Source organism: Variovorax sp. 10N432, from assembly GCF_056394465.1.
Window position 1 is genome coordinate 93317 of record NZ_JBFTHX010000001.1, and the last position, 24869, is coordinate 118185.

The 24869-nt window shown below is 67.0% G+C and carries 21 protein-coding genes and 1 tRNA gene; 14 read left to right on the forward strand and 8 right to left on the reverse strand.

Annotated elements, in window-relative coordinates:
* Positions 1-48: 48 nt before the first annotated feature.
* Positions 49-1254: a branched-chain amino acid ABC transporter substrate-binding protein gene (locus AC1DF3_RS00470; RefSeq protein WP_286531815.1), complete on the forward strand. Its 1206-nt coding sequence runs from the start codon at positions 49-51 to the stop codon at positions 1252-1254.
* A gap of 56 nt (positions 1255-1310) precedes the next feature.
* Here the strand turns inward: AC1DF3_RS00470 and AC1DF3_RS00475 are convergent, their stop codons facing one another.
* Together AC1DF3_RS00475 and AC1DF3_RS00480 are read right to left on the reverse strand one after the other, a co-directional pair.
* Positions 1311-1685, reverse strand: coding sequence for a response regulator (locus AC1DF3_RS00475; protein WP_286531816.1), 375 nt, complete (start codon positions 1683-1685; stop codon positions 1311-1313).
* 203 nt (positions 1686-1888) lie between these two features.
* Positions 1889-1979, reverse strand: a tRNA-Ser gene (locus AC1DF3_RS00480).
* 163 nt (positions 1980-2142) lie between these two features.
* Between AC1DF3_RS00480 and AC1DF3_RS00485 the strand changes: the two genes are divergently transcribed.
* Positions 2143-4473 (forward strand): Orn/Lys/Arg family decarboxylase, encoded by a 2331-nt coding sequence (locus AC1DF3_RS00485; RefSeq protein ID WP_478138517.1) that lies wholly within the window; start codon positions 2143-2145, stop codon positions 4471-4473.
* On the opposite strand, the gene AC1DF3_RS00490 is transcribed toward AC1DF3_RS00485, so the two are convergent.
* The 5 genes from AC1DF3_RS00490 to fabI form a co-directional block, all read right to left on the reverse strand.
* Entirely contained in the window at positions 4436-5305 is an 870-nt protein-coding gene (locus tag AC1DF3_RS00490; RefSeq protein ID WP_478138518.1) for an EamA family transporter, read from the reverse strand. The genes AC1DF3_RS00485 and AC1DF3_RS00490 overlap by 38 nt on opposite strands.
* Positions 5302-5850, reverse strand: a complete 549-nt coding sequence (locus AC1DF3_RS00495; protein WP_286531819.1) for a phosphonate degradation HD-domain oxygenase — start codon at positions 5848-5850, stop codon at positions 5302-5304. The genes AC1DF3_RS00490 and AC1DF3_RS00495 overlap by 4 nt, the downstream gene beginning before the upstream one ends.
* 9 nt (positions 5851-5859) lie before the next feature.
* Positions 5860-6552 carry a phosphonate utilization associated transcriptional regulator gene (locus AC1DF3_RS00500; RefSeq protein WP_478138519.1) on the reverse strand — a complete coding sequence of 231 codons (693 nt, stop codon included), beginning with the start codon at positions 6550-6552 and terminating at the stop codon, positions 5860-5862.
* A gap of 93 nt (positions 6553-6645) precedes the next feature.
* Positions 6646-7488 carry a DNA ligase gene (locus AC1DF3_RS00505; protein WP_478138520.1) on the reverse strand — a complete coding sequence of 281 codons (843 nt, stop codon included), beginning with the start codon at positions 7486-7488 and terminating at the stop codon, positions 6646-6648.
* Positions 7489-7514: 26 nt separating this feature from the next.
* Positions 7515-8300, reverse strand: a complete 786-nt coding sequence (fabI, locus tag AC1DF3_RS00510; protein WP_286529062.1) for an enoyl-ACP reductase FabI — start codon at positions 8298-8300, stop codon at positions 7515-7517.
* A 37-nt stretch (positions 8301-8337) separates the two neighbouring features.
* On the opposite strand from fabI, the gene AC1DF3_RS00515 reads away from it, so the two are divergent.
* The 12 genes from AC1DF3_RS00515 to AC1DF3_RS00570 all read left to right on the forward strand — a co-directional run bounded on the left by AC1DF3_RS00515 (position 8338) and on the right by AC1DF3_RS00570 (position 24408).
* A complete protein-coding gene (locus AC1DF3_RS00515; RefSeq protein WP_478138521.1) occupies positions 8338-10134 on the forward strand; it encodes an extracellular solute-binding protein in 1797 nt (598 codons plus the stop codon).
* 7 nt (positions 10135-10141) lie between these two features.
* Complete coding sequence (locus AC1DF3_RS00520) at positions 10142-11176, forward strand: microcin C ABC transporter permease YejB (protein WP_478138522.1); 1035 nt, start codon at positions 10142-10144, stop codon at positions 11174-11176.
* On the forward strand, positions 11169-12209 hold the full coding sequence (locus AC1DF3_RS00525) for an ABC transporter permease (RefSeq protein ID WP_286529057.1): 1041 nt from the start codon (positions 11169-11171) through the stop codon (positions 12207-12209). Before AC1DF3_RS00520 ends, AC1DF3_RS00525 begins: the two co-directional genes overlap by 8 nt.
* On the forward strand, positions 12206-13822 hold the full coding sequence (locus tag AC1DF3_RS00530; protein ID WP_286531825.1) for an ABC transporter ATP-binding protein: 1617 nt from the start codon (positions 12206-12208) through the stop codon (positions 13820-13822). Before AC1DF3_RS00525 ends, AC1DF3_RS00530 begins: the two co-directional genes overlap by 4 nt.
* Before the next feature lie 71 nt (positions 13823-13893).
* Positions 13894-15093, forward strand: coding sequence for a YbfB/YjiJ family MFS transporter (locus AC1DF3_RS00535; RefSeq protein ID WP_286531826.1), 1200 nt, complete (start codon positions 13894-13896; stop codon positions 15091-15093).
* 170 nt (positions 15094-15263) lie between these two features.
* Positions 15264-15875 (forward strand): ribosome maturation factor RimP, encoded by a 612-nt coding sequence (gene rimP / locus AC1DF3_RS00540; protein ID WP_286531827.1) that lies wholly within the window; start codon positions 15264-15266, stop codon positions 15873-15875.
* A gap of 17 nt (positions 15876-15892) precedes the next feature.
* Complete coding sequence (gene nusA / locus AC1DF3_RS00545) at positions 15893-17377, forward strand: transcription termination factor NusA (protein ID WP_286531828.1); 1485 nt, start codon at positions 15893-15895, stop codon at positions 17375-17377.
* Between the two features lie 24 nt (positions 17378-17401).
* Positions 17402-20317 (forward strand): translation initiation factor IF-2, encoded by a 2916-nt coding sequence (infB, locus tag AC1DF3_RS00550; RefSeq protein WP_286529046.1) that lies wholly within the window; start codon positions 17402-17404, stop codon positions 20315-20317.
* Between the two features lie 21 nt (positions 20318-20338).
* The gene (gene rbfA, locus AC1DF3_RS00555; RefSeq protein ID WP_093107543.1) at positions 20339-20710 is read left to right on the forward strand and encodes a 30S ribosome-binding factor RbfA; all 372 of its coding nucleotides are present in this window, start codon (positions 20339-20341) and stop codon (positions 20708-20710) included.
* A 2-nt stretch (positions 20711-20712) separates the two neighbouring features.
* Positions 20713-21660, forward strand: coding sequence for a tRNA pseudouridine(55) synthase TruB (truB, locus tag AC1DF3_RS00560; protein WP_478138523.1), 948 nt, complete (start codon positions 20713-20715; stop codon positions 21658-21660).
* The gene (typA, locus tag AC1DF3_RS00565; protein WP_286531830.1) at positions 21657-23480 is read left to right on the forward strand and encodes a translational GTPase TypA; all 1824 of its coding nucleotides are present in this window, start codon (positions 21657-21659) and stop codon (positions 23478-23480) included. The genes truB and typA overlap by 4 nt, the downstream gene beginning before the upstream one ends.
* Before the next feature lie 13 nt (positions 23481-23493).
* Positions 23494-24408 (forward strand): DMT family transporter, encoded by a 915-nt coding sequence (locus AC1DF3_RS00570; protein ID WP_301812660.1) that lies wholly within the window; start codon positions 23494-23496, stop codon positions 24406-24408.
* Between the two features lie 72 nt (positions 24409-24480).
* On the opposite strand, the gene AC1DF3_RS00575 is transcribed toward AC1DF3_RS00570, so the two are convergent.
* Positions 24481-24864, reverse strand: coding sequence for a COG4315 family predicted lipoprotein (locus AC1DF3_RS00575; protein ID WP_286531832.1), 384 nt, complete (start codon positions 24862-24864; stop codon positions 24481-24483).
* Positions 24865-24869 lie beyond the last annotated feature (5 nt).

The following is a 24869-nucleotide window of genomic DNA, read 5'->3' on the forward strand; positions in this document are numbered from 1 at the left end:
AAAGACCGGTTTTCAACTCTCACTTCATCAATGTTCTGGAGGTTTCCCATGCAATTGAAATGGACTGCTGTCGCCCTGGCCGCTCTCGCGCTCGTGGCCTGTGGCAAGAAGGAAGAAGCCGCGGCACCCGCGGCGCCTGCACCGACCGCAGCCGCTCCCGCTCCCGCCGCACCCCCGGCCGATGCGCTGGTCGTCAAGATCGGCCACGTCGCTCCCACCAGCGGCGCCATCGCCCACCTCGGCAAGGACAACGAATTCGGCGCGCGCATGGCGATCGAGGACCTCAACGCCAAGGGCATCAAGATCGGCGACAAGGTCGCCAAGTTCGAACTGCTCGCCGAAGACGACGCAGCCGATCCGAAGCAAGGCACGGCCGTGGCCCAGAAGCTGGTCGACAGCAAGGTCAACGGCGTCGTCGGCCACCTGAATTCCGGCACCACCATCCCTGCATCCAAGCTCTACAGCGACGCTGGCATTCCGCAGATCTCGCCGTCGGCGACCAACCCCAAGTACACCCGCCAGGGCTTCAAGACCACGTTCCGCGTGGTGGCTGACGACACGCAGCTGGGCGGCACGCTCGGCAAGTACGCCGTCGAGACGCTGAAGGGCAAGAACATCGCCGTGATCGACGACCGCACGGCCTACGGCCAGGGCGTCGCCGAAGAATTCGAGAAGGCCGCCAAGGCCGCCGGCGGCACCATCGTCGGCCACGAGTTCACGACCGACAAGTCGACCGACTTCAACGCCATCCTGACCAAGCTGAAGGGCGCCCAGCCCGACATCCTGTTCTTCGGCGGCATGGACGCCGTCGGCGGCCCGATGCTCAAGCAGGTCAAGCAACTCGGCATGAACGTCAAGTTCATGGGCGGCGACGGCCTGTGCACCGGCGAACTGGCCAAGCTGGCCGGCGACGCGATCGGCGAAGACATGGTGGTCTGTGCCGAAGCCGGCGGCGTGGACGGCGACTTCAAGGCGCCGCTGGAAGCCTGGAAGACCAAGTTCAAGGAAAAGAACGGCGTCGATGTGCAGATCTATGCACCGTACGTCTACGACGCCGTTCAGGTGCTCGCAGCGGCGATGGCCAAGGCCGGCTCGGCCGATCCCGAGAAGTACCTGCCCGAAGTCGGCAAGGTCCAGTACAACGGCCTGACCGGCCCGATCGCCTTCGACGAAAAGGGCGACATCAAGAACGGCGCGCTGACGCTCTACACCTACAAGAACGGTGCGCGCACGCAGATCGCAGTGGTGCGCTGAGCGCTTCGCGCTCGCAACGAAAAGGGGCCTTCGGGCCCCTTTTTTCTTGGACGCGATCAGGCGGCAGCCGATTGGGTGCAGTACTCGAAGAAGGCCTCGAGATCCCTGGACTTGTCGAACACCGCGTCGGCACCGAGCGCCATGCAGCGGGCACGGATGTCCGAGCTGACGAAGTTGCTCAGCACCACCGCGCGCTGTGCGGCCCGCCGGTCGAGGCATGCCTTGAGCACGCCCAGGCCGGAGCCTTCCTTGAGGAACAGGTCCACGATCAGGAGCTGCCACTCGTCGGCATGGGCCGCGAGCCAGGCGGCGGCGTCGGTTTCGGTCTCGGCCATGCCGAGCACGCGCGCGCCGGCCAGATCTTCGAGCGCCGGAATCAGGTTGTCTCGGATGGTCCGGTTGTCTTCGACGAGGTAGGTGAGTTGCGACATGCCGGGTCTTGCGAGTGCCAATCTGCAAGCCTAGCCGTCCGGGGCCCCGCGGCCATGGCCACAGGGCTTGCGATGGCGTAGGAGAAAGCGGACGGGGTCGCTGGCGCGGGCGCCAGGCACAAAAAAGCCCCGACATGCGGGGCTTTCAGGACGTGTCCATTTCGATGTGAAGGGCAGTTGGAAGCTGCCGGAGACGATTTTTCTGGCGGAGCAGGCGGGATTCGAACCCGCGGAGGGCTATTAACCCTCACACGCTTTCCAGGCGTGCGACTTAAACCGCTCATCCACCGCTCCGAGCCTCAGATTGTAGCAGTGACAGAGGGCGATTTCGCCCGCCGACGGGGGCGCCGGACACGGGCGCGAACGCCCGGTCGTCAACTTCTCCGGCCGGCTGACCGGATCCTTCATCTGAATTCCGTACACTTCGCGCCTATTTGCCAGTCCGGAGCCTTGCCCCATGAAATTCCGCTTTCCCATCGTCATCATCGACGAGGACTTCCGCTCCGAGAACACGTCGGGCCTGGGTATTCGCGCCCTGGCGCAGGCCTTCGAGAGCGAAGGCTTCGAGGTGTTGGGCGTCACCAGCTACGGCGACCTCAGCCAGTTCGCGCAGCAGCAAAGCCGCGCCAGTGCCTTCATCCTGTCGATCGACGACGAGGAGTTCACGGTCGGCCCGGACCTCGACCCGGCAGTGCTGAGCCTGCGCAGCTTCATCGGCGAAGTGCGGCGCAAGAACGCCGACGTGCCGATCTACATCTACGGCGAGACGAAGACCTCGCGCCACATCCCGAACGACATCCTGCGCGAGCTGCATGGCTTCATCCACATGTTCGAGGACACGCCGGAGTTTGTGGCGCGCCACATCATCCGGGAAGCGAAGAGCTATCTGGAAGGCGTGCAGCCGCCGTTCTTCAAGGCGCTGATCGACTACGCCGAAGACGGTTCGTACTCGTGGCACTGCCCCGGCCACTCGGGCGGCGTCGCCTTCCTGAAGAGCCCGGTGGGCCAGATGTTTCACCAGTTCTTCGGCGAGAACATGCTGCGCGCCGACGTCTGCAACGCGGTCGAGGAACTCGGCCAGCTGCTCGACCATACCGGCCCGGTGGCCGCCAGCGAGCGCAACGCGGCACGGATCTTCAACGCCGACCACTGCTTCTTCGTCACCAACGGCACCAGCACCAGCAACAAGATGGTCTGGCACCACACCGTGGCGCCGGACGACGTGGTGGTGGTCGACCGCAACTGCCACAAGTCGATCCTGCACGCGATCATCATGACCGGCGCGATTCCGGTCTTCATGAAGCCGACGCGCAACCACTTCGGCATCATCGGCCCGATCCCGAAGAGCGAGTTCGAGCCGGCGGCGATCAAGGCCAAGATCGCGGCCAACCCGCTGCTCTCGCACGTCGACGCCAACAAGGTCAAGCCGCGCGTGATGACGCTCACGCAGTCGACCTACGACGGCGTGATCTACAACACAGAGACCATCAAGAACATGCTCGACGGCTACGTCGACACGCTGCACTTCGACGAGGCCTGGCTGCCGCACGCGGCCTTCCATCCGTTCTACGGCGCCTACCACGCGATGGGCAAGCGCCGGGTCCGGCCGCGGGACTCGCTGGTGTTCGCGACCCAGTCGACGCACAAGCTCCTGGCCGGCATCAGCCAGGCCAGCCACGTGCTGGTCCAGGATTCGCAGAACCGGGCGCTCGACCGCGACCTGTTCAACGAGGCCTACCTGATGCATTCGTCGACCAGCCCGCAGTACGCGATCATCGCCAGCTGCGACGTCGCCGCCGCGATGATGGAGCCGCCCGGCGGCACCGCGCTGGTCGAGGAGAGCATCCTCGAGGCGCTCGACTTCCGCCGTGCCATGCGCAAGGTCGAGGCCGAGTTCGGCAAGGACGAGTGGTGGTTCAAGGTCTGGGGCCCCGAGAAGCTGGTCGACGAGGGCATCGGCCGCGCCGACGACTGGATCATCAAGGGCGAGTCGCGCACCGCCAAGTGGCACGGCTTCGGCAAGCTGGCGGACGGCTTCAACATGCTGGACCCGATCAAGTCGACCATCGTGACGCCGGGGCTCGACCTCAACGGCAAGTTCGCCAAGACCGGCATCCCGGCCAGCATCGTGACCAAGTTCCTGGCCGAGCACGGCGTGATCGTCGAGAAGACCGGGCTCTACAGCTTCTTCATCATGTTCACGATCGGCATCACCAAGGGCCGCTGGAACACGCTGTTGACGGCGCTGCAGCAGTTCAAGGACGACTACGCGCGCAACCAGCCGATGTGGCGGATCATGCCGGAGTTCTGCCAGGCGCATCCCAAGTACGAGCGCCTGGGCCTGCGCGACCTGTGCCACCACATCCACGAGCTCTATGCGCGCTTCGACGTCGCGCGCCTGACCACCGAGATGTACCTGAGCGACCTGACGCCGGCGATGAAGCCGAGCGATGCCTTCGCCCACATCGCGCACCGCAAGACCGAGCGGGTCGAGATCGACCACCTCGAAGGCCGCATCACGACCAGCCTGATCACGCCGTACCCGCCGGGCATTCCGCTGCTGATCCCGGGCGAGGTCTTCAACAAGAAGATCGTCGACTACCTCAAGTTCGCGCGCGAGTTCAACACCGAGTGCCCGGGCTTCGAGACCGACATCCACGGGCTGGTCGGGCGCATCGACGAGACGACCGGCAAGAAGCGCTACTACGCCGACTGCGTGCGGGCCGAGCCGCCGGTGGTGGTGGCCAGCGTCAAGCCAGCCGCAAAGCCATCACGCCCGCGACGATGACCACGGTGCCGACGGCACGCTGCCAGCCGAAGGGCTCGCGCAGGAAGAGGGTGCCGATGACCGCGGCGAACAGCACCGAGGTCTCGCGCAGCGCCGCGACGACGGCGACCGGCGCCTGGGTCATCGCCCACAGGGCGATGCCGTAGCTGCCCAGCGACGCCGCCGTGCCGACCAGCGCGATCTTCCAGCGCCCCGCCATGTAGGCCAGCGCGGCGCGCCGCCGGCCGGGGCGCCGCCACAGCACGAGCAGCAGGTAGGGCAGGCCGTCGAACACGAACAGGCCGGCCACGTAGGCGAGGGCGTCGCCCGAGGCGCGCACGCCGATGCCATCGACCACGGTGTAGAGCGCGATGATCGCGGCGTTCGCCAGCGCGAAGCCGAGCGCCTTGCGGCGCTGCCTTTCGTCGCTGTCGCGCAGGGCCGAGCGCGACAGGCCCAGGGTCACCACGCCGGCGCAGATCACGATCACGCCGGCCCAGCCCGCCGCCGAGATGCCTTCGCCGATGAAGGGCAGGCTGCCCATCGCCACCAGCAGCGGCGCGCAGCCGCGCATCACCGGATAGGTGAGCCCGAGGTCGCCGTGCTTGTAGGCCCCGGCGAGCGCGATGTAGTAGCCGAGGTGGATCACCAGTGAGGCCGCCATGTAGGGCCAGGCGGCGGGCGCCGGCAGGCCGGTGTGGTACAGCAGCGGAACGGAGATGAAGAAGCCCAGGCTGTGGATCAGCGCGGTGTCGAGCGACTTGTCGCCGCCCGATTTGATGAGCGCGTTCCAGCCCGCATGCAGCAGCGCGCCGAACAGCACGGCGCCGACGATCGAGGCGCCCAGCGTCACTTGAGCATGCAGCGCTGCGCGCGCGCCAGGAAGTGCGCGAGCGGCGGCGTGGGGCAGTCGGCTTCCTTGGCGAGGTCGTCCCACAGGCGCAGCCGGACCGCCTCGGCCGCATGGGGCTGGCCGATGAAGCGCTCGGCCTGGTCGGCGGAGAAGACGCCGCCTTGCAGTTCGAGGCTGCGCTTCGAGTCGGCCGACAGGCCGGCCCAGTAGTGCTCGCGGGTGGCGCAGAGGTAGCGCTTGGCATCCACGTGCCACTGGATCGGCGTCAGCACCCGGTCGCTGAACACACCGCGCAGGAAGGGCAGGGCGTAGTACTGGTGCAGGTCGTCGATGCCGCGCAGGCTTGGTGATTCACCCTGTTCGTTGAGCAGGTGGCCAAGGTCGTGCAGCAGGGCCGCCGTGACCAGTTCGTCGTCGGCGCCGTCGCGTTCGGCGCGCAGCGCGGTCTGCAGCGCATGCTCGCGCTGGGTGACCGGCTCGCCGCTGTACTGCTCGCCGCCACGGCGCGCGAAGAGAGTCTCGATATCTTCCAGGTTCAAAGCCACAGGGTTTCCTCAAGCTGGGATCTTGCTTTTCTCGTGGTTGCGCAGCGTGCGTTCTCGGCTGTTCATCACGTGCTGGTACATCGCCAGGCCCGCGGCCTCTGCATCGCCGGCGGCGATCGCCTTGACGATCTGGCGGTGCTCGCGCGCAGAGACGGTCATCGCCTCGTCGGTGAGGTTCTTGCGCCGGAACAGCGACAGCTCCTTGATCAATTTGCGGTAGGTGGCGACCAGCTTGGCATTGCCCGCCAGGGCCAGCAGCCGATCGTGGAACTGCAGATTGATCCGATGGTAGTCGGGTGCGTTGCCGGCCTTGGCCGAGCGGTCCATCGCATCGGCAAGCTGGCGCAGCTCGCGCACCTCGGCCGGACGAAGGGTCTGGGCGAGCTTGCGCCCGACATACAGGTCCATCGCGGCACGGACCTCGAAGATCTCGAGTGCTTCCTCGATCGGTACGTCGCGCACGAAGACGCCGCGGTTCTTCTCGGTGCGCACCAGCCCGGCTTCCTCGAGCATCCGGAAGGCCTCGCGCACGGGACCGCGAGAGACCCCGAGCGGGTCGGCCAGCGCGGCTTCGGTGAGCTTTTCGCCGGGGCCGATCTCGCCGTCCAGGATCATGCGTTCGATCTCGGTCTGCACCAGGTTGGCGAGCGAGTTGCCCTGCAGTTGTGCGATGGCAGCCTGGGTCGATGGCGTCGGGGACATCCTTCGATCGTATGCCACACTTTGTAGATTGTCTACGATGAACAATACCGCAGGCGGCGCCACGACCTCGGGCCCCGAGAGCCCGTTGCGAGCTCAGTCGCCCAGGTCCGGGCGCTCGCGCAGGAAGCGCGCGAAGCGCGGCAGCCCGCTCGGATTGGTGCCGTTGTAGCGGTAGCTCACCCAGCTGCCGATCGCCGGTGGCTTCTCGCGATCGGCGTCGCTGAAGCCGGTGCCGAGCTTGAAGCGCTTGCCGTCCTCGGTCTCGACCCACATCGCGCCCATCCGCGCGGCATGCTTGCCGCGGCCCGGCACGTAGGAAACGACGCGCGCATCGGCGTCCTCGAAGGGCTTGACCTTGATCAGGTCGGTGTTGCGCTCGGCGCGGTAGAGCGACCCTCCGCGATGCAGCATCAGGCCTTCGCCGCCCATGCGCACCGTCTTGTCGAGCAGCGCCTGCAGGTCTTCGTCGGTGGTCGCGCGCAGTTGCGGCACCGCCACGATCCAGGGCGCCTCGGTAATCGGCAGCAGCTTGCGCAAGGCCGCGAGCCGGGTCGTGAAGTCGCCGGGCGACGCGGGCAGGTCGAACACCATGAAGCGCATCTCGCGCCAGGCGGCATCGACCGGCTTGTCGCTGCGCGCGGTGGAGACCGCGTGGGCGAAGCGGCCACGACCCGCCCACAGCTCGCCATCCATGGGCATCGCCGGCAGTGCCGCGGTGAACCAGGCCGGTGCCGCGATCCGCTCGCCGCCGCGGGTCCACAGCTGCTTGCCGTCCCAGTAGGCGCGGACACCGTCGTACTTCTCGCTGACCCAGTAGTCCGCCAGCGGCAAGCCGCGGCGATACACCTCGGCCAGCATCAACGGCGGCGCCTTGCCGGCCATTGCCGCGGGCGCCAGCAAAGCCAGCGCCGCGAGAACGAAAGCCCGTCGATCCATCCTGCGTCCCCGGGCCCGACCTGCCGCTAGCCTTCCGACACGCCGCCCACGACCTGGCTGAAGCCGCCGTCGACGTAGGTGATCTCGGCGGTCACGCCGCTGGCCAGGTCGCTCAGCAGGAAGGCGGCCACGTTGCCGACCTCGTCGATGGTCACGTTGCGGCGCATCGGCGCGACCTTGGAGATCGCCGACAAGAGCTTGCCGAAGTCCTTGATGCCGCTGGCCGCCAGCGTCTTGATCGGGCCGGCGCTGATGCCGTTGACGCGCATGCCCTTGGGGCCCAGCGACTCGGCCAGGTAGCGCACCGAGGCCTCGAGCGAGGCCTTGGCCAGGCCCATGGTGTTGTAGTTGGGCAGCGCACGGATGGCGCCCAGGTAGGTCAGCGTGAGAAGGGCCGACTTGTCGTTGAGATAGGGCAGGGCCGCCTTGGCCATCGCCGGGAAGCTGTAGGCGCTGATGTCGTGCGCGATCTTGAAGCCTTCGCGCGACAGGCCCTCGAGGAAGTCGCCTGCGATGGCCTCGCGCGGCGCGAATCCGATGCTGTGGACGAAGCCGTCGAAGGTGGGCCAGGTCTGCGCCAGGTCGGCGAACAGCTTCTCGATCTGGGCGTCGTCGCCGACATCGCAGTCGAACACCAGCTTGGAGCCGAAATCGGCCGCGAACTCGGTGATCCGGTCCTTGAAGCGCTCGCCCACGTAGCTGAAGGCCAGTTCGGCGCCTTGCGCGTGGCAGGCCTTGGCGATGCCGTAGGCGATCGAGCGGTTGCTCAGAACGCCCGTGATCAGAAGTTTTTTGCCGGAAAGAAAGCCCATGGGACGACCTCGTGTAAATCTTGGGCAGAATTCTCGCATGCGAGCCTGGCTTCTTTTCGTGTTGGCGTTGTGGGTCGGTCCCACCTGGGCGGCGCATGCCTACGCCCAGTTCGGCGACATCAAGTACCCGCCGGGCTTCACTCATTTCGACTACGTCAATCCCCAGGCCCCCAAGGGCGGGGAGATCCGCATGGTGCCGCCGACGCGGCCGACCAACTTCGACAAGTTCAATCCTTTCACGCTCAAGGGCACGGCGCCGTACGGCATCGGCGGCCTGATGTTCGAGAGCCTGCTGACCGGCAATTCGGAGGAGCCGACGACGGCCTACGGCCTGCTCGCCGAGGATGTCGAGGTGGCTGCCGACAAGAAATCGGCCACCTTCAGGATCAACCCCAAGGCACGCTTCAACGACGGCAGCCCGGTGCTGGCGGCCGACGTGGTCCATTCGTTCACGACGCTCACCGGCAAGCTGGCCGCCCCCCAGTTCAAGACGATCTACGCCGAAGTCAAAGGCGTCACGGCGGTCGGCGAACGCACCGTGCGCTTCGATTTCAAGAACCCCAACCCCGAGTTGCCGCTGGTGGTCGGCGGCATGCCGGTGTTCAGCCGGGCCTGGGGCGGCGGCAAGCCTTTCGATCAGATCACCACCGACGTGCCGATCGGCTCGGGCCCCTACAAGCTGGTCAACCCGCGCATGGGACGGGACATCACCTACACCCGCGATCCGAACTACTGGGGCGCCGACCTGCCGGTGCGCAAGGGCTTCTTCAATTTCGATCGCGTGACCTACCGCATCTACCTGGACGAGACCGCCAAGTTCGAAGGCCTCAAGGCCGGCGAGTTCGACTACATGCGCGAGTTCACTTCGCGCAACTGGGCGCGGCAGTACAAGGGCAAGCAGTTCGATTCGGGCGAGATCGTGAAGCGCGCCTTCGAGAACAAGAATCCTGGCGATTTCCAGGGCTACGTGTTCAATGCGCGCAATCCGAAGTTCAAGGACATCCGGGTGCGCCAGGCGATCGGGCTGGCGGTGGACTTCGAATGGCTCAACCGGCAGCTGTTCTATGGGCTGTACAAGCGGGTCGAGGGCTATTTCCCGAACAGCGAGTTCCATGCCGAAGGCCTGCCGACGCCCGAAGAACTGGCGCTCCTCGAACCCTTGCGGGACAAGCTGCGGCCCGAAGTCTTCGGCCCGGCCGTGGTGTCGCCGAGCACGGCGCCGCCGGGCAGCCTGCGCGACAACCTGCGAAAGGCACGCGAATTGCTCGCGCAAGCCGGATGGACCTACCGGGACGGCGCCTTGCGCAATGACAAGGGCGAACCGTTCACGATCGAGTTCCTGAACGACCAGCCGTCGCTGATCCGCGTCGCGACGCCGTTCCAGACCGCGCTGCAGAAGCTCGGCATCCAGATGACCTTCCGGACGGTCGATTTTTCGCTCGCCCAGCAACGCATGGACAACTTCGATTTCGAGATGACGACCGTGCGGCTGCCGGGCAGCACGGCGCCCGGCGGCGAACTGCTGGAGTTGTTCGGCTCCGAGGCGGCCACCACGCCGGGGTCGCGCAACATCTGGGGCATTTCCGACCCCGCCGTCGACGCGCTGGTGCAGAAGGTCGTGAGCGCCACGACCCGGCCCGAGCTCAGTGCCGCGATGCGGGCGCTGGACCGCGTGCTGTCGCATGGCTACTACTCGATCCCGCAGTACTACGGCGGTGCGTTCCTGATCGGCTACCGTCCGAAGCCCTTCGTCCTGCCCGACGTGATTCCGCCCTACTACGATGCGGATGGTTGGGCCATGAGCACCTGGTGGGCATCGCCCGCCAACAAATAGGAAGGCCATGGCCAGCTACATCCTCAAACGCCTGCTGCTGATGGTGCCCACGCTGTTCGGCGTGCTGCTGCTGACTTTCGTCGTGATCCAGTTCGTGCCGGGCGGCCCGGTCGAGCAGATGGTGTCCCAGCTGCAGGGGCGCGATTCCGGCGGCGAGCGCGCGGCCACGAGCGGTGCGGGCTACCGTGGTCGGCAAGGGCTCGATCCGCAGCGCATCGAGGAGATCAAGCAGCTGTACGGCTTCGACAAGCCGCCGTTGGCGCGCTTCTGGCAGATGCTGAAGTCCTATGCGCGCTTCGACCTCGGCACCAGCTTCTACCAGCGCAAGGCGGTCTGGGACCTGGTCAAGGAAAAGATGCCGGTGTCGATCAGCCTCGGGCTCTGGACCTTCTTCATCAGCTACCTGATCGCCGTGCCCCTGGGCGTCGCGAAGGCGGTGCGGGCCGGCACCCGATTCGACTTCCTGACCACGCTGGTGGTGCTGGTCGGCTATGCGATCCCGGGCTTCGTGCTCGGCGTCGCCCTGCTCGTGATCTTCGGCGGCCAGCTGCAGTGGTTCCCGCTGCGCGGACTGACCTCGCCGAGCTGGGAGTCGATGGGGTGGGGCGCGCGGATCGTCGACTACCTCTGGCACATCGCGCTGCCGGTGACGGCGATGGTGCTCGGCAGCTTCGCGGTCACGGCCATGCTGACCAAGAACTCCTTCCTCGAGGAGATCCGCAAGCAGTACGTGCTGACCGCGCGCGCCAAGGGGCTGAGCGAACGCGACGTGCTGTGGAAGCACGTCTTCCGCAACGCGCTGATCCCGATCGTCACCGGTTTCCCGGCGGCCTTCATCGGCGCCTTCTTCACGGGCTCGCTGCTGATCGAGACCTTGTTCTCGCTCGACGGCCTGGGCCTGCTGAGCTACGAAAGCGTGATCCGCCGCGACTATCCGGTGGTGCTGGGCACGCTCTATTTGTTTACATTGATCGGCCTGCTGACCAAGCTGATCAGCGATCTCTGCTACGTGATGGTGGATCCGAGGGTGAAGTTTGACTAGCGGCGGCGTCACCGTGTCGCCCGGGCGCCGCGCCTGGCTGCGCTTCAGGCGCAACCGCATCGGCTACTGGAGCCTCGTCCTGTTCACGCTGCTGGTGGTGCTGAGCCTGTTCGCCGAGCTGCTCTCCACCGACAAGCCGCTGGTGGTGCGCTACGACGGCCAGACCTACTTTCCGGTGCTGCGGGACTATTCCGAGAAAACCTTCGGCGGCGACTTCGAGACCCCGGCCGACTACCTGGACCCCTTCATCCGCGAGCGGATCACGTCGGGCGGCAACTGGGCGGTCTACGCGCCGAATCCCTACGGGCCCAAGACGCTCAACTACTTCGCCAAGTCCCCCAATCCGGCGGCGCCTTCGGCCCAGAACCTGCTGGGCAGCGACGACCGTGGCCGGGACCTGCTGGCGCAGCTGATCTACGGTTTCCGGGTCAGCGTGCTGTTCGCGCTGGCGCTGACGGCGATCGGCACCGTGCTGGGCATCGTCACGGGCGCGGTCCAGGGCTTCTTCGCCGGCAAGACCGACCTGGCCTTCCAGCGCTTCATCGAGATCTGGGGCTCGATGCCCGAGCTGTACCTGTTGATCATCTTCAGTGCCGTCTTCGCGCCCAGCGTCGCGCTGCTGCTGATCCTGCTGAGCCTGTTCGGCTGGATGGGCCTGTCGGACTACGTGCGGGCCGAGTTCCTGCGCAACCGGCAAATGGACTACGTGCGCGCCGCGCGCGCGCTCGGCGTCGGCAATCTGCAGATCATGTGGAAGCACATCCTCCCCAACAGCATGACGCCGGTCGTCACCTTCCTGCCGTTTCGCATGAGCGCCGCCATCCTGGCGTTGACCTCGCTCGACTTCCTCGGCCTCGGCGTGCCGCCGGGCACGCCTTCGCTCGGCGAACTGCTGAGCCAGGGCAAGGCCAACATCGACGCCTGGTGGATCTCGATGTCGACCTTCGGCGTGCTGGTGGTCACCTTGATGCTGCTGACCTTCATGGGCGATGCCTTGCGCGATGCGCTCGATCCGCGGAAGGCCGACCAATGAACGGCGCACTGCTGAAAGTCCAGGGCCTGCGCGTCGCCTTCGGCGCCAAGGAAGTCGTGCACGGCATCGACTTCGAGATCGCGCCTGGCGAGAAGCTGGCGCTGGTCGGCGAGTCGGGCTCGGGCAAGACGGTCACCGCGCTGAGCCTGCTGCGGCTGGTGCAGAACGCCGACATCTCCGGCACGGCGCGCTTCGAGCACGACGAAGCGGGCGCGGCGGCGCGCGATCTGCTCTCGCTGCCCGAACGCACGCTGCGCGGCATCCGCGGCAAGGAGATCGCGATGATCTTCCAGGAGCCCATGACCGCGCTCAATGCGCTCTACGCGGTCGGCGACCAGATCGCGGAGGTGCTCGAACTGCACCAGGGCCTGTCGGCGCAGGCGGCGCGCGAGGCAGCGGTGCAACTGCTGGCCGACACCGGCATTCCGGAACCGGCGCGGCGGGCGAGGGCGTTCCCGCACCAGCTCTCGGGCGGCCAGCGCCAGCGCGCGATGATCGCGATGGCCCTGGCCTGCAAGCCGCGGCTGCTGCTGGCCGACGAGCCGACCACCGCGCTCGACGTCACGGTGCGCGCGCAGATCCTCGACCTGCTGGCCGATCTTCAGCGCCAGCACGGCATGGCGGTGCTGCTGATCACCCACGACCTGAACCTGGTGCGGCGATTCGCCGACCGGGTGGCGGTGATGGAGAACGGCCATCTGGTCGAGCACGGCCCCGTGGCGACGGTCTTCGGCGCACCGCGGCATCCCTACACGCGCCGGCTGATCGACAGCCGCCCGACGCGCGACGTGGCACCCGTGCCGGTCGATCCGGCGGCGCTGCCGGTGCTCGCGGCCAGCGGGCTGCGCGTGATCTACCCGGTGCCGCGGCCCGGCATCAAGGGGTGGTTCACCAAGGGCGAGTTCGTGGCGGTCCAGGGCGCTGACTTCCGCATCGCGCCGGGCCAGACCCTGGGCGTGGTCGGCGAGTCCGGCTCTGGCAAGTCGACGCTGGCGCTGGCGGCGCTCGGCCTGCTGAAGCACCAGGGGCAGCTCGACGTCGCCGGCCGGCAATGGGCCGCGGGCGGCGCCAGCGACCGTGGCCTGCGGCGCCTGATGCAGGTCGTCTTCCAGGACCCGTTCTCGTCCCTGTCGCCGCGCATGACGGTCGAGCAGATCGTCGGCGAGGGCCTGACGGTGCATGCGCCCGAACTCGACGTCCGCGCCCGCCGCGCCCGGTCGCTCGCGGCGCTGGCCGAGGTCGGCCTGACCGAGGACCAGTTCCCGGCCCTGCTCGAGCGCTATCCGCACGAATTCTCCGGCGGCCAGCGGCAGCGCCTGGCGATCGCGCGGGCCTTGATCGTCGAGCCCAAGCTGCTGGTGCTCGACGAGCCGACCAGCGCCCTCGACGTCACGATCCAGAAGCAGGTGCTGGGCCTGCTGCAGCGCTTGCAGCGCGAGCGCGGGCTGAGCTACCTGCTGATCACCCACGACGTCGAGGTGATCCGCGCCATGGCGCACCAGGTCATCGTCATGAAGGACGGCGCGATCCTCGAATCGGGTCCGGTCGGGCAGGTGCTCGATGCGCCCGTCCATCCGTACACGCAGAAGCTGGTGGCGGCGGCTGCAACCTGAAACCTTGCGGGACAGACCAAGAAACTGCGCAGCAGTTTTTGCGCTGTCCCCAACTGACTAGAAAAATCTTCATGTCTACCTACGACAGGCGCGCCGCCTGGCGCGCGGCGCTGGCCTGCATGGTCACGCTGGCTGTGGCCATGGGCCTGGGCCGTTTCGCCTTCACGCCGATGCTGCCGGTCATGCTGCACGAGGGCAAGCTCGACCTGCAGGCCGGCGGCGTGCTGGCCTCGCTCAACTACCTCGGCTATTTCCTGGGCGCCCTGAGCTGCGCCGCGATCCGGGCCAAGCCTGCGCACATGGTGCGCGGCGGCCTGGTGGCCACCGCCGTGCTGCTGCTCGGCATGGGCCTGCTGCAGGGCTTCAGCGCCTGGGGCGTGCTGCGGACCGCGGCCGGCGTGATGAGTGCCTGGACCTTCGTCTTCGCCTCCGGCTGGGGCCTGCGGCGGCTGGCGGAGACCGGCGCGCCGGCGCTCGCCGGCGTGATTTACACCGGCCCCGGCATCGGCATCGCCGCCACCGGCCTGCTGGGCGGCGCACTCGGACGCTGGGGCTCCGAGGCCGGCTGGATCGGCTTCGGATTGCTGTCGCTGGTGCTGATCGCGGCCATCTGGCGCATCTTCGGCGATGGCGAACACGTCCACGCCGGCGCTCCTGCGGTCGCAGCGGCCCCGCCGTCGGCCAGCGCATCGGCGGCCGCGCGCAGCGACGCGCGCTGGCTGGTCGGGCTCTACGGGCTGGCGGGCTTCGGCTACATCATCACCGCGACCTTCCTGCCGGTGATCGCCCGCCAGGCGCTGCCGGGTTCGCCCTGGCCGGACTTCTTCTGGCCGCTGTTCGGCCTGGCCATCGTCCCTGGCGCGCTGATCGGCGCCCGGGCGCCGCCGCACTGGGACAACCGGCTGCTCCTTGCGGCCGCCTACGCGTTGCAGGCCGTCGGCGTCGTGCTGTCGGTGGCCTGGCCGACGATCTGGGGTTTCGGCCTCGGCAGCCTGCTGCTGGGCATGCCCTTCACCGCGATCACCCTTTTCGCAATGCGGGATGCGCGCCGGCTTCGCGGGAACGCATCGGCGGGCCTGATCGGCTACGCGACCGCCTCCTATGGCGTCGGCCAGATCCTCGGCCCCTTGTTTGCGGCGCCGCTGGCGCAGCGCACGGGATCGTTCGCGGTGCCACTGTGGGTCGCCGCGGCGGTCCTGACGGCGGGAGCGTTGCTTTTTGCAATGGTTTGGTGGCGCTCGGCAAGGGCCAAAGCGCTCCAAAAGCCGTAGAAACCCCTGTTTCTGTAACGCATTTGGCATATAATTCGAGGCTCACGACCAAACGGGCGGGTACCAACCGCCCGTTTTTTATTGGTCGAAGCATTTTCGATGCGGCCGGCGCCCCAGGGCGAGTGGGAAACCCGGCGGCATCGTGTGAACTCAAAGGCGAACAAAGACACGTGGCATTGCAGCAGACAGTGGAACAAACCGTGGCCGGTCTCGGCTACGACCTGGTCGAGATCGAGCGCTCGGCCGGAGGACTGCTGCGCGTCACGATTGATTTGCCCTGGACCGGCCCCAACTCTGAAGCTGCCGCCGCCGGGGCGCCCGAGCCCTTCATCACGGTCGAGGATTGCGAAAAGGTCACGCGCCAGTTGCAGTTCGCGCTCGAGGTCGACGGCGCCGAGTACAAGCGGCTCGAGGTGTCATCGCCGGGCATCGATCGGCCGTTGCGCAACGAACAGGATTTCGAGCGTTTTGCCGGCGAGGTGATCGACATCACGCTGAAAGCCCCGATGGGCGCGGCGGCGGCGGGTCAGGTGTCCGCCAACCGCAAGAAATTTCGCGGCACGCTGGAGCGTGTCGCAGCCGCAGACGGTACGCCCGGATGGCAGATCGTCTGGAGCGAGGAGCCGGCGGCGAAGCCCGGCCAGAAGATCAGCAAGAAGCGCGTGCCTGCCCCCCTGCAGGCGCTCGGTTTTGCTTTGGACGAGTTGCGCGAAGCGCGGCTCGCCCCGATAGTGGATTTCAATGGGCGCAGGCCAAAACCCGGCACCGCGGTGTCGGACTGAATGAGGAGAGTGGTGGCATGAATCGCGAAATGTTGATGTTGGTGGATGCGATCTCGCGCGAGAAGAACGTCGAGCGCGACGTCGTCTTCGGCGCGGTCGAATCCGCCCTGGCGCAAGCCACCAAGAAGCTCTACCAGGGCGACGTGGACATTCGCGTCGCCGTCGACCGCGACAGCGGCGACTACGAGACCTTCCGCCGCTGGCATGTCGTTCCGGACGAAGCCGGCCTGCAGCTGCCCGACCAGGAAATCCTGCTGTTCGAAGCCAAGGAAGAGATGCCCGACATCGAGGTCGACGAATACATCGAAGAAGCGGTGGACTCGGTGCCGATCGGCCGCATCGGCGCCATGGCCGCCAAGCAGGTGATCCTGCAAAAGATCCGCGACGCCGAGCGCGAGATGCTGCTCAACGACTTCATGTCGCGCGGCGAGAGGATCTTCACCGGCACCGTCAAGCGCCTGGACAAGGGCGACATCATCGTGGAAGCGGGCCGGGTCGAAGGCCGCCTGCGCCGCAGCGAGATGATCGCCAAGGAAAACCTGCGCAACGGCGACCGCGTGCGGGCCATGATCATGGAGGTCGATCTCACGCTGCGCGGGGCGCCGATCATCCTGTCGCGCTCGGCGCCCGAGTTCATGATCGAGCTGTTCCGCCAGGAAGTGCCCGAGATCGAACAGGGCCTGCTCGAAATCAAGAGCTGCGCCCGCGACCCCGGTTCGCGCGCCAAGATCGCGGTGCTCTCGCACGACAAGCGGGTCGATCCGATCGGCACCTGCGTCGGCGTGCGCGGCACCCGGGTCAACGCGGTCACCAACGAACTCGCCGGCGAGCGTGTCGACATCGTGCTGTGGAGCGAGGACCCGGCCCAGTTCGTGATCGGCGCCCTGGCGCCGGCCAATGTGTCGTCGATCGTGGTCGACGAAGAAAAGCATGCAATGGACGTGGTGGTCGACGAGGAAAACCTCGCGATCGCGATCGGCCGTGGCGGCCAGAACGTGAGGCTCGCCTCCGACCTGACCGGCTGGAAGATCAACATCATGGACGCCAACGAGTCGGCCCAGAAGCAGGCGACCGAAACCGATGCCAGCCGCAAGCTGTTCATGGAGAAGCTCGACGTCGACGAGGAAATCGCCGACATCCTGATCTCCGAAGGTTTCACCAGCCTCGAGGAAGTGGCCTACGTGCCGATCTCCGAGCTGCTCGAGATCGAGAGCTTCGACGAAGACACCATCAACGAGCTGCGTTCGCGCGCCAAGGATGCGTTGTTGACGGCGGAGATCGCCCGTGAAGAGGACGTCGAGAGCGTTTCGCAGGATCTGCGCGACCTCGCCGGCCTCGACCCGGCCCTGATTCCCAAATTGGCCGAGGCGGGTGTGCATACCCGTGACGACCTGGCCGACCTCGCGGTCGATGAACTCACCGAAATCACCGGCCAGAGCGCCGATGAGGCCAAGAACCTGATCTTGAAAGCCCGCGAACATTGGTTCGCCGGCCAAGAGTGACGGTCATGGAGGCACGAAACCAATATGTCCAGTACCACTGTCGCCGAGTTCGCGAACGAACTCAAGAAGACTCCCGAAACCTTGCTTGACCAGCTCAAGAGCGCAGGCGTGCCCAAGCAGGCCGTCACCGATGCGCTGAGCGAGGCCGACAAGCAGCGCCTGCTCGGCTTCCTGAAGGCCAGCCACGGCACGGTCGAGCCCGAGCGCAAGAAGATCACGCTGACCAAGAAGTCGACCAGCGAGATCAAGCAGGCCGACGCCACCGGCCGCGCCCGCACCATCCAGGTCGAGGTGCGCAAGAAGCGCACCTTCATCCAGCGCGATGAAGGTCATCCCGCCGTGTCCGAGGCAACCGCCGCGGCCGAGGCCGAGGCACCGGTCGCCGCCGCGCCCGCCGCGCCCCAGATCGACGAGGCCGAACTCGCCCGCCGCGAGGAGGACGCACGTCGCCAGGCCGAACTGATCCGCCGCCAGGAAGAAGAACTGGTCGAGAAGCGCCGCCTGCGCGAAGAAGCCGAAGCCCGCGAACGCGAGAAGGCCGAGCGCGCCGAGCAGGCCGAGCAGGCCGAGAAGGAGGCCAAGGCCGCCCGCAAGAAGGCCGCCGAAGCCGCGACCCCGGTGACCGAAGGCGCGCCCGAAGCGCCCGAGGAAGCCCCGGCCGTGACCGACCGCAAGGTCGCCGCTGAAGCCGCCGCGGCGCAAGCCAAGGACGATGCCAAGGCCAAGGCCGCCGCCGAATCGAAGGCCCGTGCCGACGAGGAAGCCGCCCGCGCCAAGGACCTCGACGAACGCCGCCGCAAGGCGCTGGCCGAAGCCGAAGCCATCCGCGCCATGATGAACGCGCCGGCCCGCGTGCTGGTGCCGCACAAGGCGCCCGAGAAGCCCGCGCCCGAAAAGGCGGCGGTCAAGGGCACGCTGCACAAGCCGACCGCACCGCCGGCGCGCCCCGGTGCGCCCGCTGCGCCTGGCGCCGCGGCCGCCCCCGGCGCCGGCAAGGAAGTCAAGTCGGCCAAGCTCTCGTCGAGCTGGGCTGGCGACACGGCCAAGAAGAAGGAAATCAAGACCCGCGGCGATGCCAGCGGGGGCGTCGGCCGCGGCAACTGGCGCGGAGGCCCGCGTGGGCGTCGTGGCAACGACCGTGGCGGCCACGAGGAGCGCATGCCGGCGGCACCGGTCGAGGCGCGCGTGCTCGAAGTGCACGTGCCCGAGACCATCACGGTGGCGGAGCTCGCGCACAAGATGGCTGTCAAGGCGTCGGAAGTCATCAAGCAACTGATGAAGCTCGGCCAGATGGCGACCATCAACCAGTCGCTCGACCAGGACACCGCGATGATCATCGTGGAAGACATGGGCCACACGGCCGTGGTCGCCGCGCTGGACGATCCGGAAGCCTTCACCGACGACGACGTCTCGGCAACGCAGGCCGAAGCCTTGCCGCGCGCACCGGTCGTGACCGTCATGGGCCACGTCGACCACGGCAAGACCTCGCTGCTGGACTACATCCGCCGCGCCAAGGTCGCTGCGGGCGAAGCCGGCGGCATCACGCAGCACATCGGGGCGTACCACGTCCAGACCGCTCGCGGCATGGTGTCCTTCCTGGACACCCCGGGCCACGAGGCGTTCACCGCCATGCGGGCCCGCGGTGCGCAGGCCACCGACATCGTGATCCTGGTGGTGGCGGCCGACGACGGCGTCATGCCGCAGACCAAGGAAGCCATCAAGCACGCGAAGGCGGCGGGTGTGCCGATCGTGGTCGCGATCAACAAGATCGACAAGCCTGATGCCAACCTCGACCGCGTCAAGCAGGAACTGGTGGCTGAAGAAGTCGTGCCCGAAGAGTACGGCGGCGACGTCCCGTTCGTGCCGGTCTCGGCCAAGACGGGGCAGGGCGTCGACGACCTGCTCGAACAAGTGCTGCTGCAGGCCGAAGTGCTGGAACTCAAGGCGCCGGTCGATGCCGCCGCCAAGGGCCTGGTCATCGAAGCCCAGCTTGACAAGGGCCGTGGCCCGGTGGCGACCGTGCTGGTCCAGTCCGGCACGCTCAAGACCGGCGACGTGGTGCTGGCCGGCTCGACCTATGGCCGCGTGCGCGCCATGATCGACGAGGACGGCAAGACCATCAAGTCCGCGGGTCCGTCGATCCCGGTCGAGATCCAGGGCCTGACCGAAGTGCCGCAAGCGGGCGACGAGTTCATGGTGATGGCCGACGAGCGCCGGGCGCGCGAGATCGCCACCTACCGTGCCGGCAAGTTCCGCAACACCAAGCTGGCGAAGGCCCAGGCGGCGAACCTGCAGAACATGTTCACCGACCTCTCGGCCGGCGAAGTCCAGACGCTGCGGATCATCATCAAGGCCGACGTCCAGGGCTCGCAGGAAGCACTGGCGCAGTCGCTGCTCAAGCTGGCGACCGAGGAAGTCAAGGTGCAGATGGTGTACGCGGGGGTCGGCGGCATCAGCGAAAGCGACATCAACCTCGCGATCGCCTCGAAGGCCATCGTGATCGGCTTCAACGTGCGGGCCGATGCCGGTGCGCGCAAGCTGGCCGAAAGCAACGGCGTCCAGCTGCACTACTACAGCATCATCTACGACGCTGTGGACGACATCAAGGTCGCCATGTCCGGCATGCTGGCTCCCGAGCGGCGCGAAGAGATCATCGGCTCGGCCGAGATCCGCACCGTGTTCGTGGCCTCCAAGATCGGTACGGTCGCGGGTTGTATGGTCACCGCCGGCTCGGTCAACCGCAGCGCGCATTTCCGCCTGCTGCGCGACAACGTGGTGATCTACACCGGCGAAGTCGACTCGATCAAGCGCCTCAAGGACGACGTCCGCGAAGTCCGCGAAGGCTTCGAGTGCGGTATCAAGCTCAAGAACTACAACGACATCAAAGAAGGTGATCAGCTGGAGTTCTTCGAGATCAAGGAAATCGCCCGGACGCTGTAAGCGACCGAAGCGACCCCCGCCATGCCCAAACGCAAAGCCGCAGCCCCAAACCGCGCCTTCAAGGTCGCCGACCAGATCCAGCGCGATCTGACGGAATTGATCGCGCGCGAACTGAAGGACCCGCGGGTGGGCATGGTCACGATCCAGGCGGTCGAGGTCACGCCCGACTACGCGCATGCGAAGGTCTTCTTCAGCCTGCTCGTGGGCGATCCGGTCGAGACCACCGAAGCCTTGAACCAGGCCGCGGGCTTCCTGCGCAACGGCCTGTTCAAGCGCCTGCACATCCACACCGTGCCGACCCTGCATTTCCAGTTCGACCGCACCACCGAGCGTGCGGCCGACATGAATGCGCTGATCGCGCAGGCCGTCGCTTCTCGCTCGAAAGACGACTGAAGATGAACGCGCCACGCACAAGGGTGCAGCGGCGCCCTGTGCATGGGGTGTTGCTGCTCGACAAACCGCTGGGTCTCTCCAGCAACCAGGCCTTGCAGAAGGCCAAGTGGTTGCTGCGCGCCGAAAAAGCCGGCCACACCGGCACGCTCGATCCGCTCGCGACCGGCGTGCTGCCGTTGTGCTTCGGCTCGGCCACCAAGTTCAGCCAGCTCCACCTCGACGCCGACAAGACCTATGAGGCGCGCGCCCGCCTGGGCGTGAAGACCGCCACCGGCGATGCCGAGGGCGATGTGATCGCCGAACGGCCGGTGGCCGTCGCCGCCGACGACCTGGCGCGCGTGCAGTCGCAGTTCACCGGCCCGATCCGCCAGGTGCCGCCGATGCACAGCGCGCTCAAGAAGGACGGCCGCGCGCTCTACGAATACGCCCGCGAGGGCATCGAGGTCGAGCGCGCGCCGCGCGACGTCGTGATCTACAAGCTCGCACTGGCGGCGCTCTCGGACATCGACATCCGCATCGAGGCGTCCGTCAGCAAGGGCACCTACATCCGGACGCTCGGCGAGGACATCGGCGAAGCCCTCGGCTGCGGCGCCCACCTCACTTCGCTGCGCCGCACCGCCACCGGCGGCTTCGATGTCTCGCAGTGCATCACGCTCGAGGCCCTCGAAGCCATGAATGAGGACGAGCGGCTGGCCTGCCTGCTGCCGACCGAAGCCTTGGTGGCCGATCACACGCGCGTCACGCTCGGCGCCGAAGATGCCGGGCGCTTCCTGTCGGGCCTGCGCCGGCGCGGCAGCTGGGCCGACGCGCCCGCCGTGGCGGTGTTCGGCAACGAGCCCGAGGCCTTCCTTGGCACGGCCCACGTGAAGGCCGGCGAACTGATACCGGGGCGGCTGCTGAGCCCCATCGAAATCCAGCAGACATTACTTTTGACCGAAGCGACACCATGACCCAACAGATTCGCAACATCGCCATCATCGCCCACGTGGACCATGGCAAGACCACCATGGTCGACCAGCTGCTGCGCCAGTCCGGCACCTTCGCCGAGCACGAGAAGGTGGTAGACACCGTGATGGACAACAACGCGATCGAAAAAGAGCGCGGCATCACGATCCTGGCCAAGAACTGCGCCGTGACCTGGGAAGGCACGCACATCAACATCGTCGACACCCCCGGCCACGCGGACTTCGGCGGCGAGGTCGAGCGTGCGCTGAGCATGGTGGACGGTGTGGTGCTGCTGATCGACGCCCAGGAAGGCCCGATGCCCCAGACCCGCTTCGTGACCAAGAAGGCGCTGGCCCTGGGCCTGAAGCCGATCCTGGTGGTGAACAAGGTCGACAAGCCGGGCGCGCGTCCCGACTACGTGGTGAACGCGGCCTTCGACCTGTTCGACAAGCTCGGCGCAACCGACGAGCAACTCGACTTCCCCGTGGTCTATGCCTCGGGCATCAACGGCTGGTCGTCGCTCGAAGAAGGCGGCCAGGGCGAGCAGTGGGGTCCCGACATGTCGGCCCTGTTCAACACCATCCTGAAGCACGTGCCGGCCCAGAAGGGCGACCCGAAGGCGCCGCTGCAGCTGCAGATCTCGGCGCTCGACTTCTCGACCTTCGTCGGCCGCATCGGCGTCGGCCGCATCAGCCAGGGCACCATCAAGCCCATGATGGACGTGGTCGTCATGGAAGGCCCGGACGGCAAGACCGTCAAGGGCCGCGTCAACCAGGTGCTGACCTTCCAGGGCCTGGAGCGCGTGCAGGCCACCGAGGCCGGCCCGGGCGAGATCGTGCTGATCAACGGCATCTCCGACATCGGCATCGGCGTCACCGTGACCGACCCGACGAACCCGGCGCCGCTGCCGATGCTCAAGGTCGACGAGCCGACGCTGACCATGAACTTCTGCGTCAACACCAGCCCGCTGGCCGGCCGCGAAGGCAAGTACGTCACCAGCCGCCAGATCTGGGACCGCCTGCAAAAGGAACTGCAGCACAACGTGGCGTTGCGCGTGAGCGAGACCGACGAGGAAGGCATCTTCGAAGTGATGGGCCGCGGTGAACTGCACCTGACCATCCTGCTGGAGAACATGCGCCGCGAGGGCTTCGAAATGGCCGTGTCCAAGCCGCGCGTGGTGTTCCGCGAGATCAAYGGCGAGAAGCACGAGCCGATCGAGCTCGTCACGGCCGACATCGAGGACCAGCACCAGGGCGGCGTGATGCAGGCGCTGGGCGAGCGCAAGGGCGAACTCGTCAACATGGAACCGGACGGCCGCGGCCGCGTGCGCCTCGAGTACCGGATTCCGGCGCGCGGCCTGATCGGCTTCACCAACGAATTCCTGAACCTGACGCGCGGCTCGGGCCTGATCTCGAACATCTTCGACCGCTACGAACCCTTCAAGGGCGAGATCGGCAGCCGCAAGAACGGCGTGCTGATCTCGATGGACGACGGCGAGATCTTCACCTACGCGCTGGGCAAGCTGGACGACCGCGGCCGCATGTTCGTGCGTGCCAACGATCCGGTGTACGAAGGCATGATCGTCGGCATCCACAGCCGCGACAACGACCTGGTGGTCAACGCCACGCGCACCAAGCAGCTGACCAACTTCCGTGTCTCGGGCAAGGAAGACGCGATCAAGATCACGCCCCCGATCGAGCTCACGCTCGAATACGGCGTCGAGTTCATCGAGGACGACGAACTGGTCGAGATCACGCCCAAGAGCGTGCGCCTGCGCAAGCGCTACCTGAAGGAACACGAGCGCAAGCGCGCTTCGCGCGAGTAAGCGCCACAAGGCCATGAGCGGACGTGGTCTGACCCACGGGCGTGCCGTCTGGCTGATGGTCTGCGTCACCTTGATGTGGGCCACGGCCGGAGTCGTCACGCGGCATCTGGAGCACGCGCGCAGCTTCGAGGTGACGTTCTGGCGCAGCTTCTTCACGCTGGTTTCGCTGGTCGTGATCCTGCCGCTCTGGCAGGGCCGCGCGGTGTTCGCGAAGCTTCGCCAGGGCGGGCGCGAACTGTGGATCTCCGGCGTTTGCTGGAGCGTGATGTTCACGGCCTTCATGGTCGCGCTCACCCTGACCAGCGTCGCCAACGTGCTGGTCACAATGGCGCTCGGTCCATTGCTGACGGCGCTCGGCGCCCGGATCTTCATCGGCCACAAGCTGCCGGCGCGGACCTGGGCGGCGATCGTGGTGGCGGGCCTCGGCATCGGCTGGATGTACGGCACCCAGCTCGGCGAAGGTCAACTGCTCGGCACCCTGGTGGCGCTCTGCGTGCCGCTGGCCGGCGCCTGCAACTGGACCGTGGTCCAGCATGCGCATGCCAAGGGGCACGACATCGACCTGGTGCCGGCCGTGCTGATCGGGGCCGCGATCTCCACGCTGGTCACGCTGCCGCTGGCCTGGCCGTTCCAGGCCAATGCGCACGACCTCGGACTGCTGGCCTTCCTGGGCCTGTTCCAGCTGGCGATTCCCTGCGTTCTCTCGGTGTTGTGCGCGCGCGTGCTGAAGGCGCCCGAAGTGGCGCTGCTGGCGCTGCTCGAAGTGATCTTCGGCATCGCGCTGGCCTGGATCGGCGCCGGCGAGGAGCCCGAGCCGAGCGTGCTGACGGGCGGCGCGCTGGTCATCGGCGCCCTGGTCTTCAACGAACTGCTGGGTCTGAGGGAGCGGCGGGACGCCTCGCGCCAGGCGCTGACTGCGGCGCGCTGAGGCGCGCAAAAAAATGCCGGCGTCCAGCGCCGGCATTCTTCATCGACACGCCGTTCAGGCGCGTCTTCGGCCTCAGGGCCGGGCCACCTTCCAGACGCCGTTGAAGCCGTCGCCGGTCTTGTCGCCGGTCTTGGTGTCCTTCGACCAGTAGTACAGCGGCGCGCCCTTGTAGGCCCATTGCTTGGTGCCGTCCTCGCGCGTGATGATGGTGTAGGCACCCATCGGCTTGGCCGTGTCGGCCACCTTGAGTGCCGGCCAGGCGGTGATGCAGGGGCCGTTGCAGGCGGACTTGCCGCTGCCGACGACGTCGCGGTCGAAGGTGTAGAGCGTCATGCCGGTGGGGCCGATCAGCACGCCGTCGGCGGTGCGGGTCGGAGTGTCCGGCGCCTTGCTGGACATGCTGCCGCAACCGGCGAGCAGGGCAGCGGCAAGAATCGAGGCGCTGAGCAGTTTCATGAAGT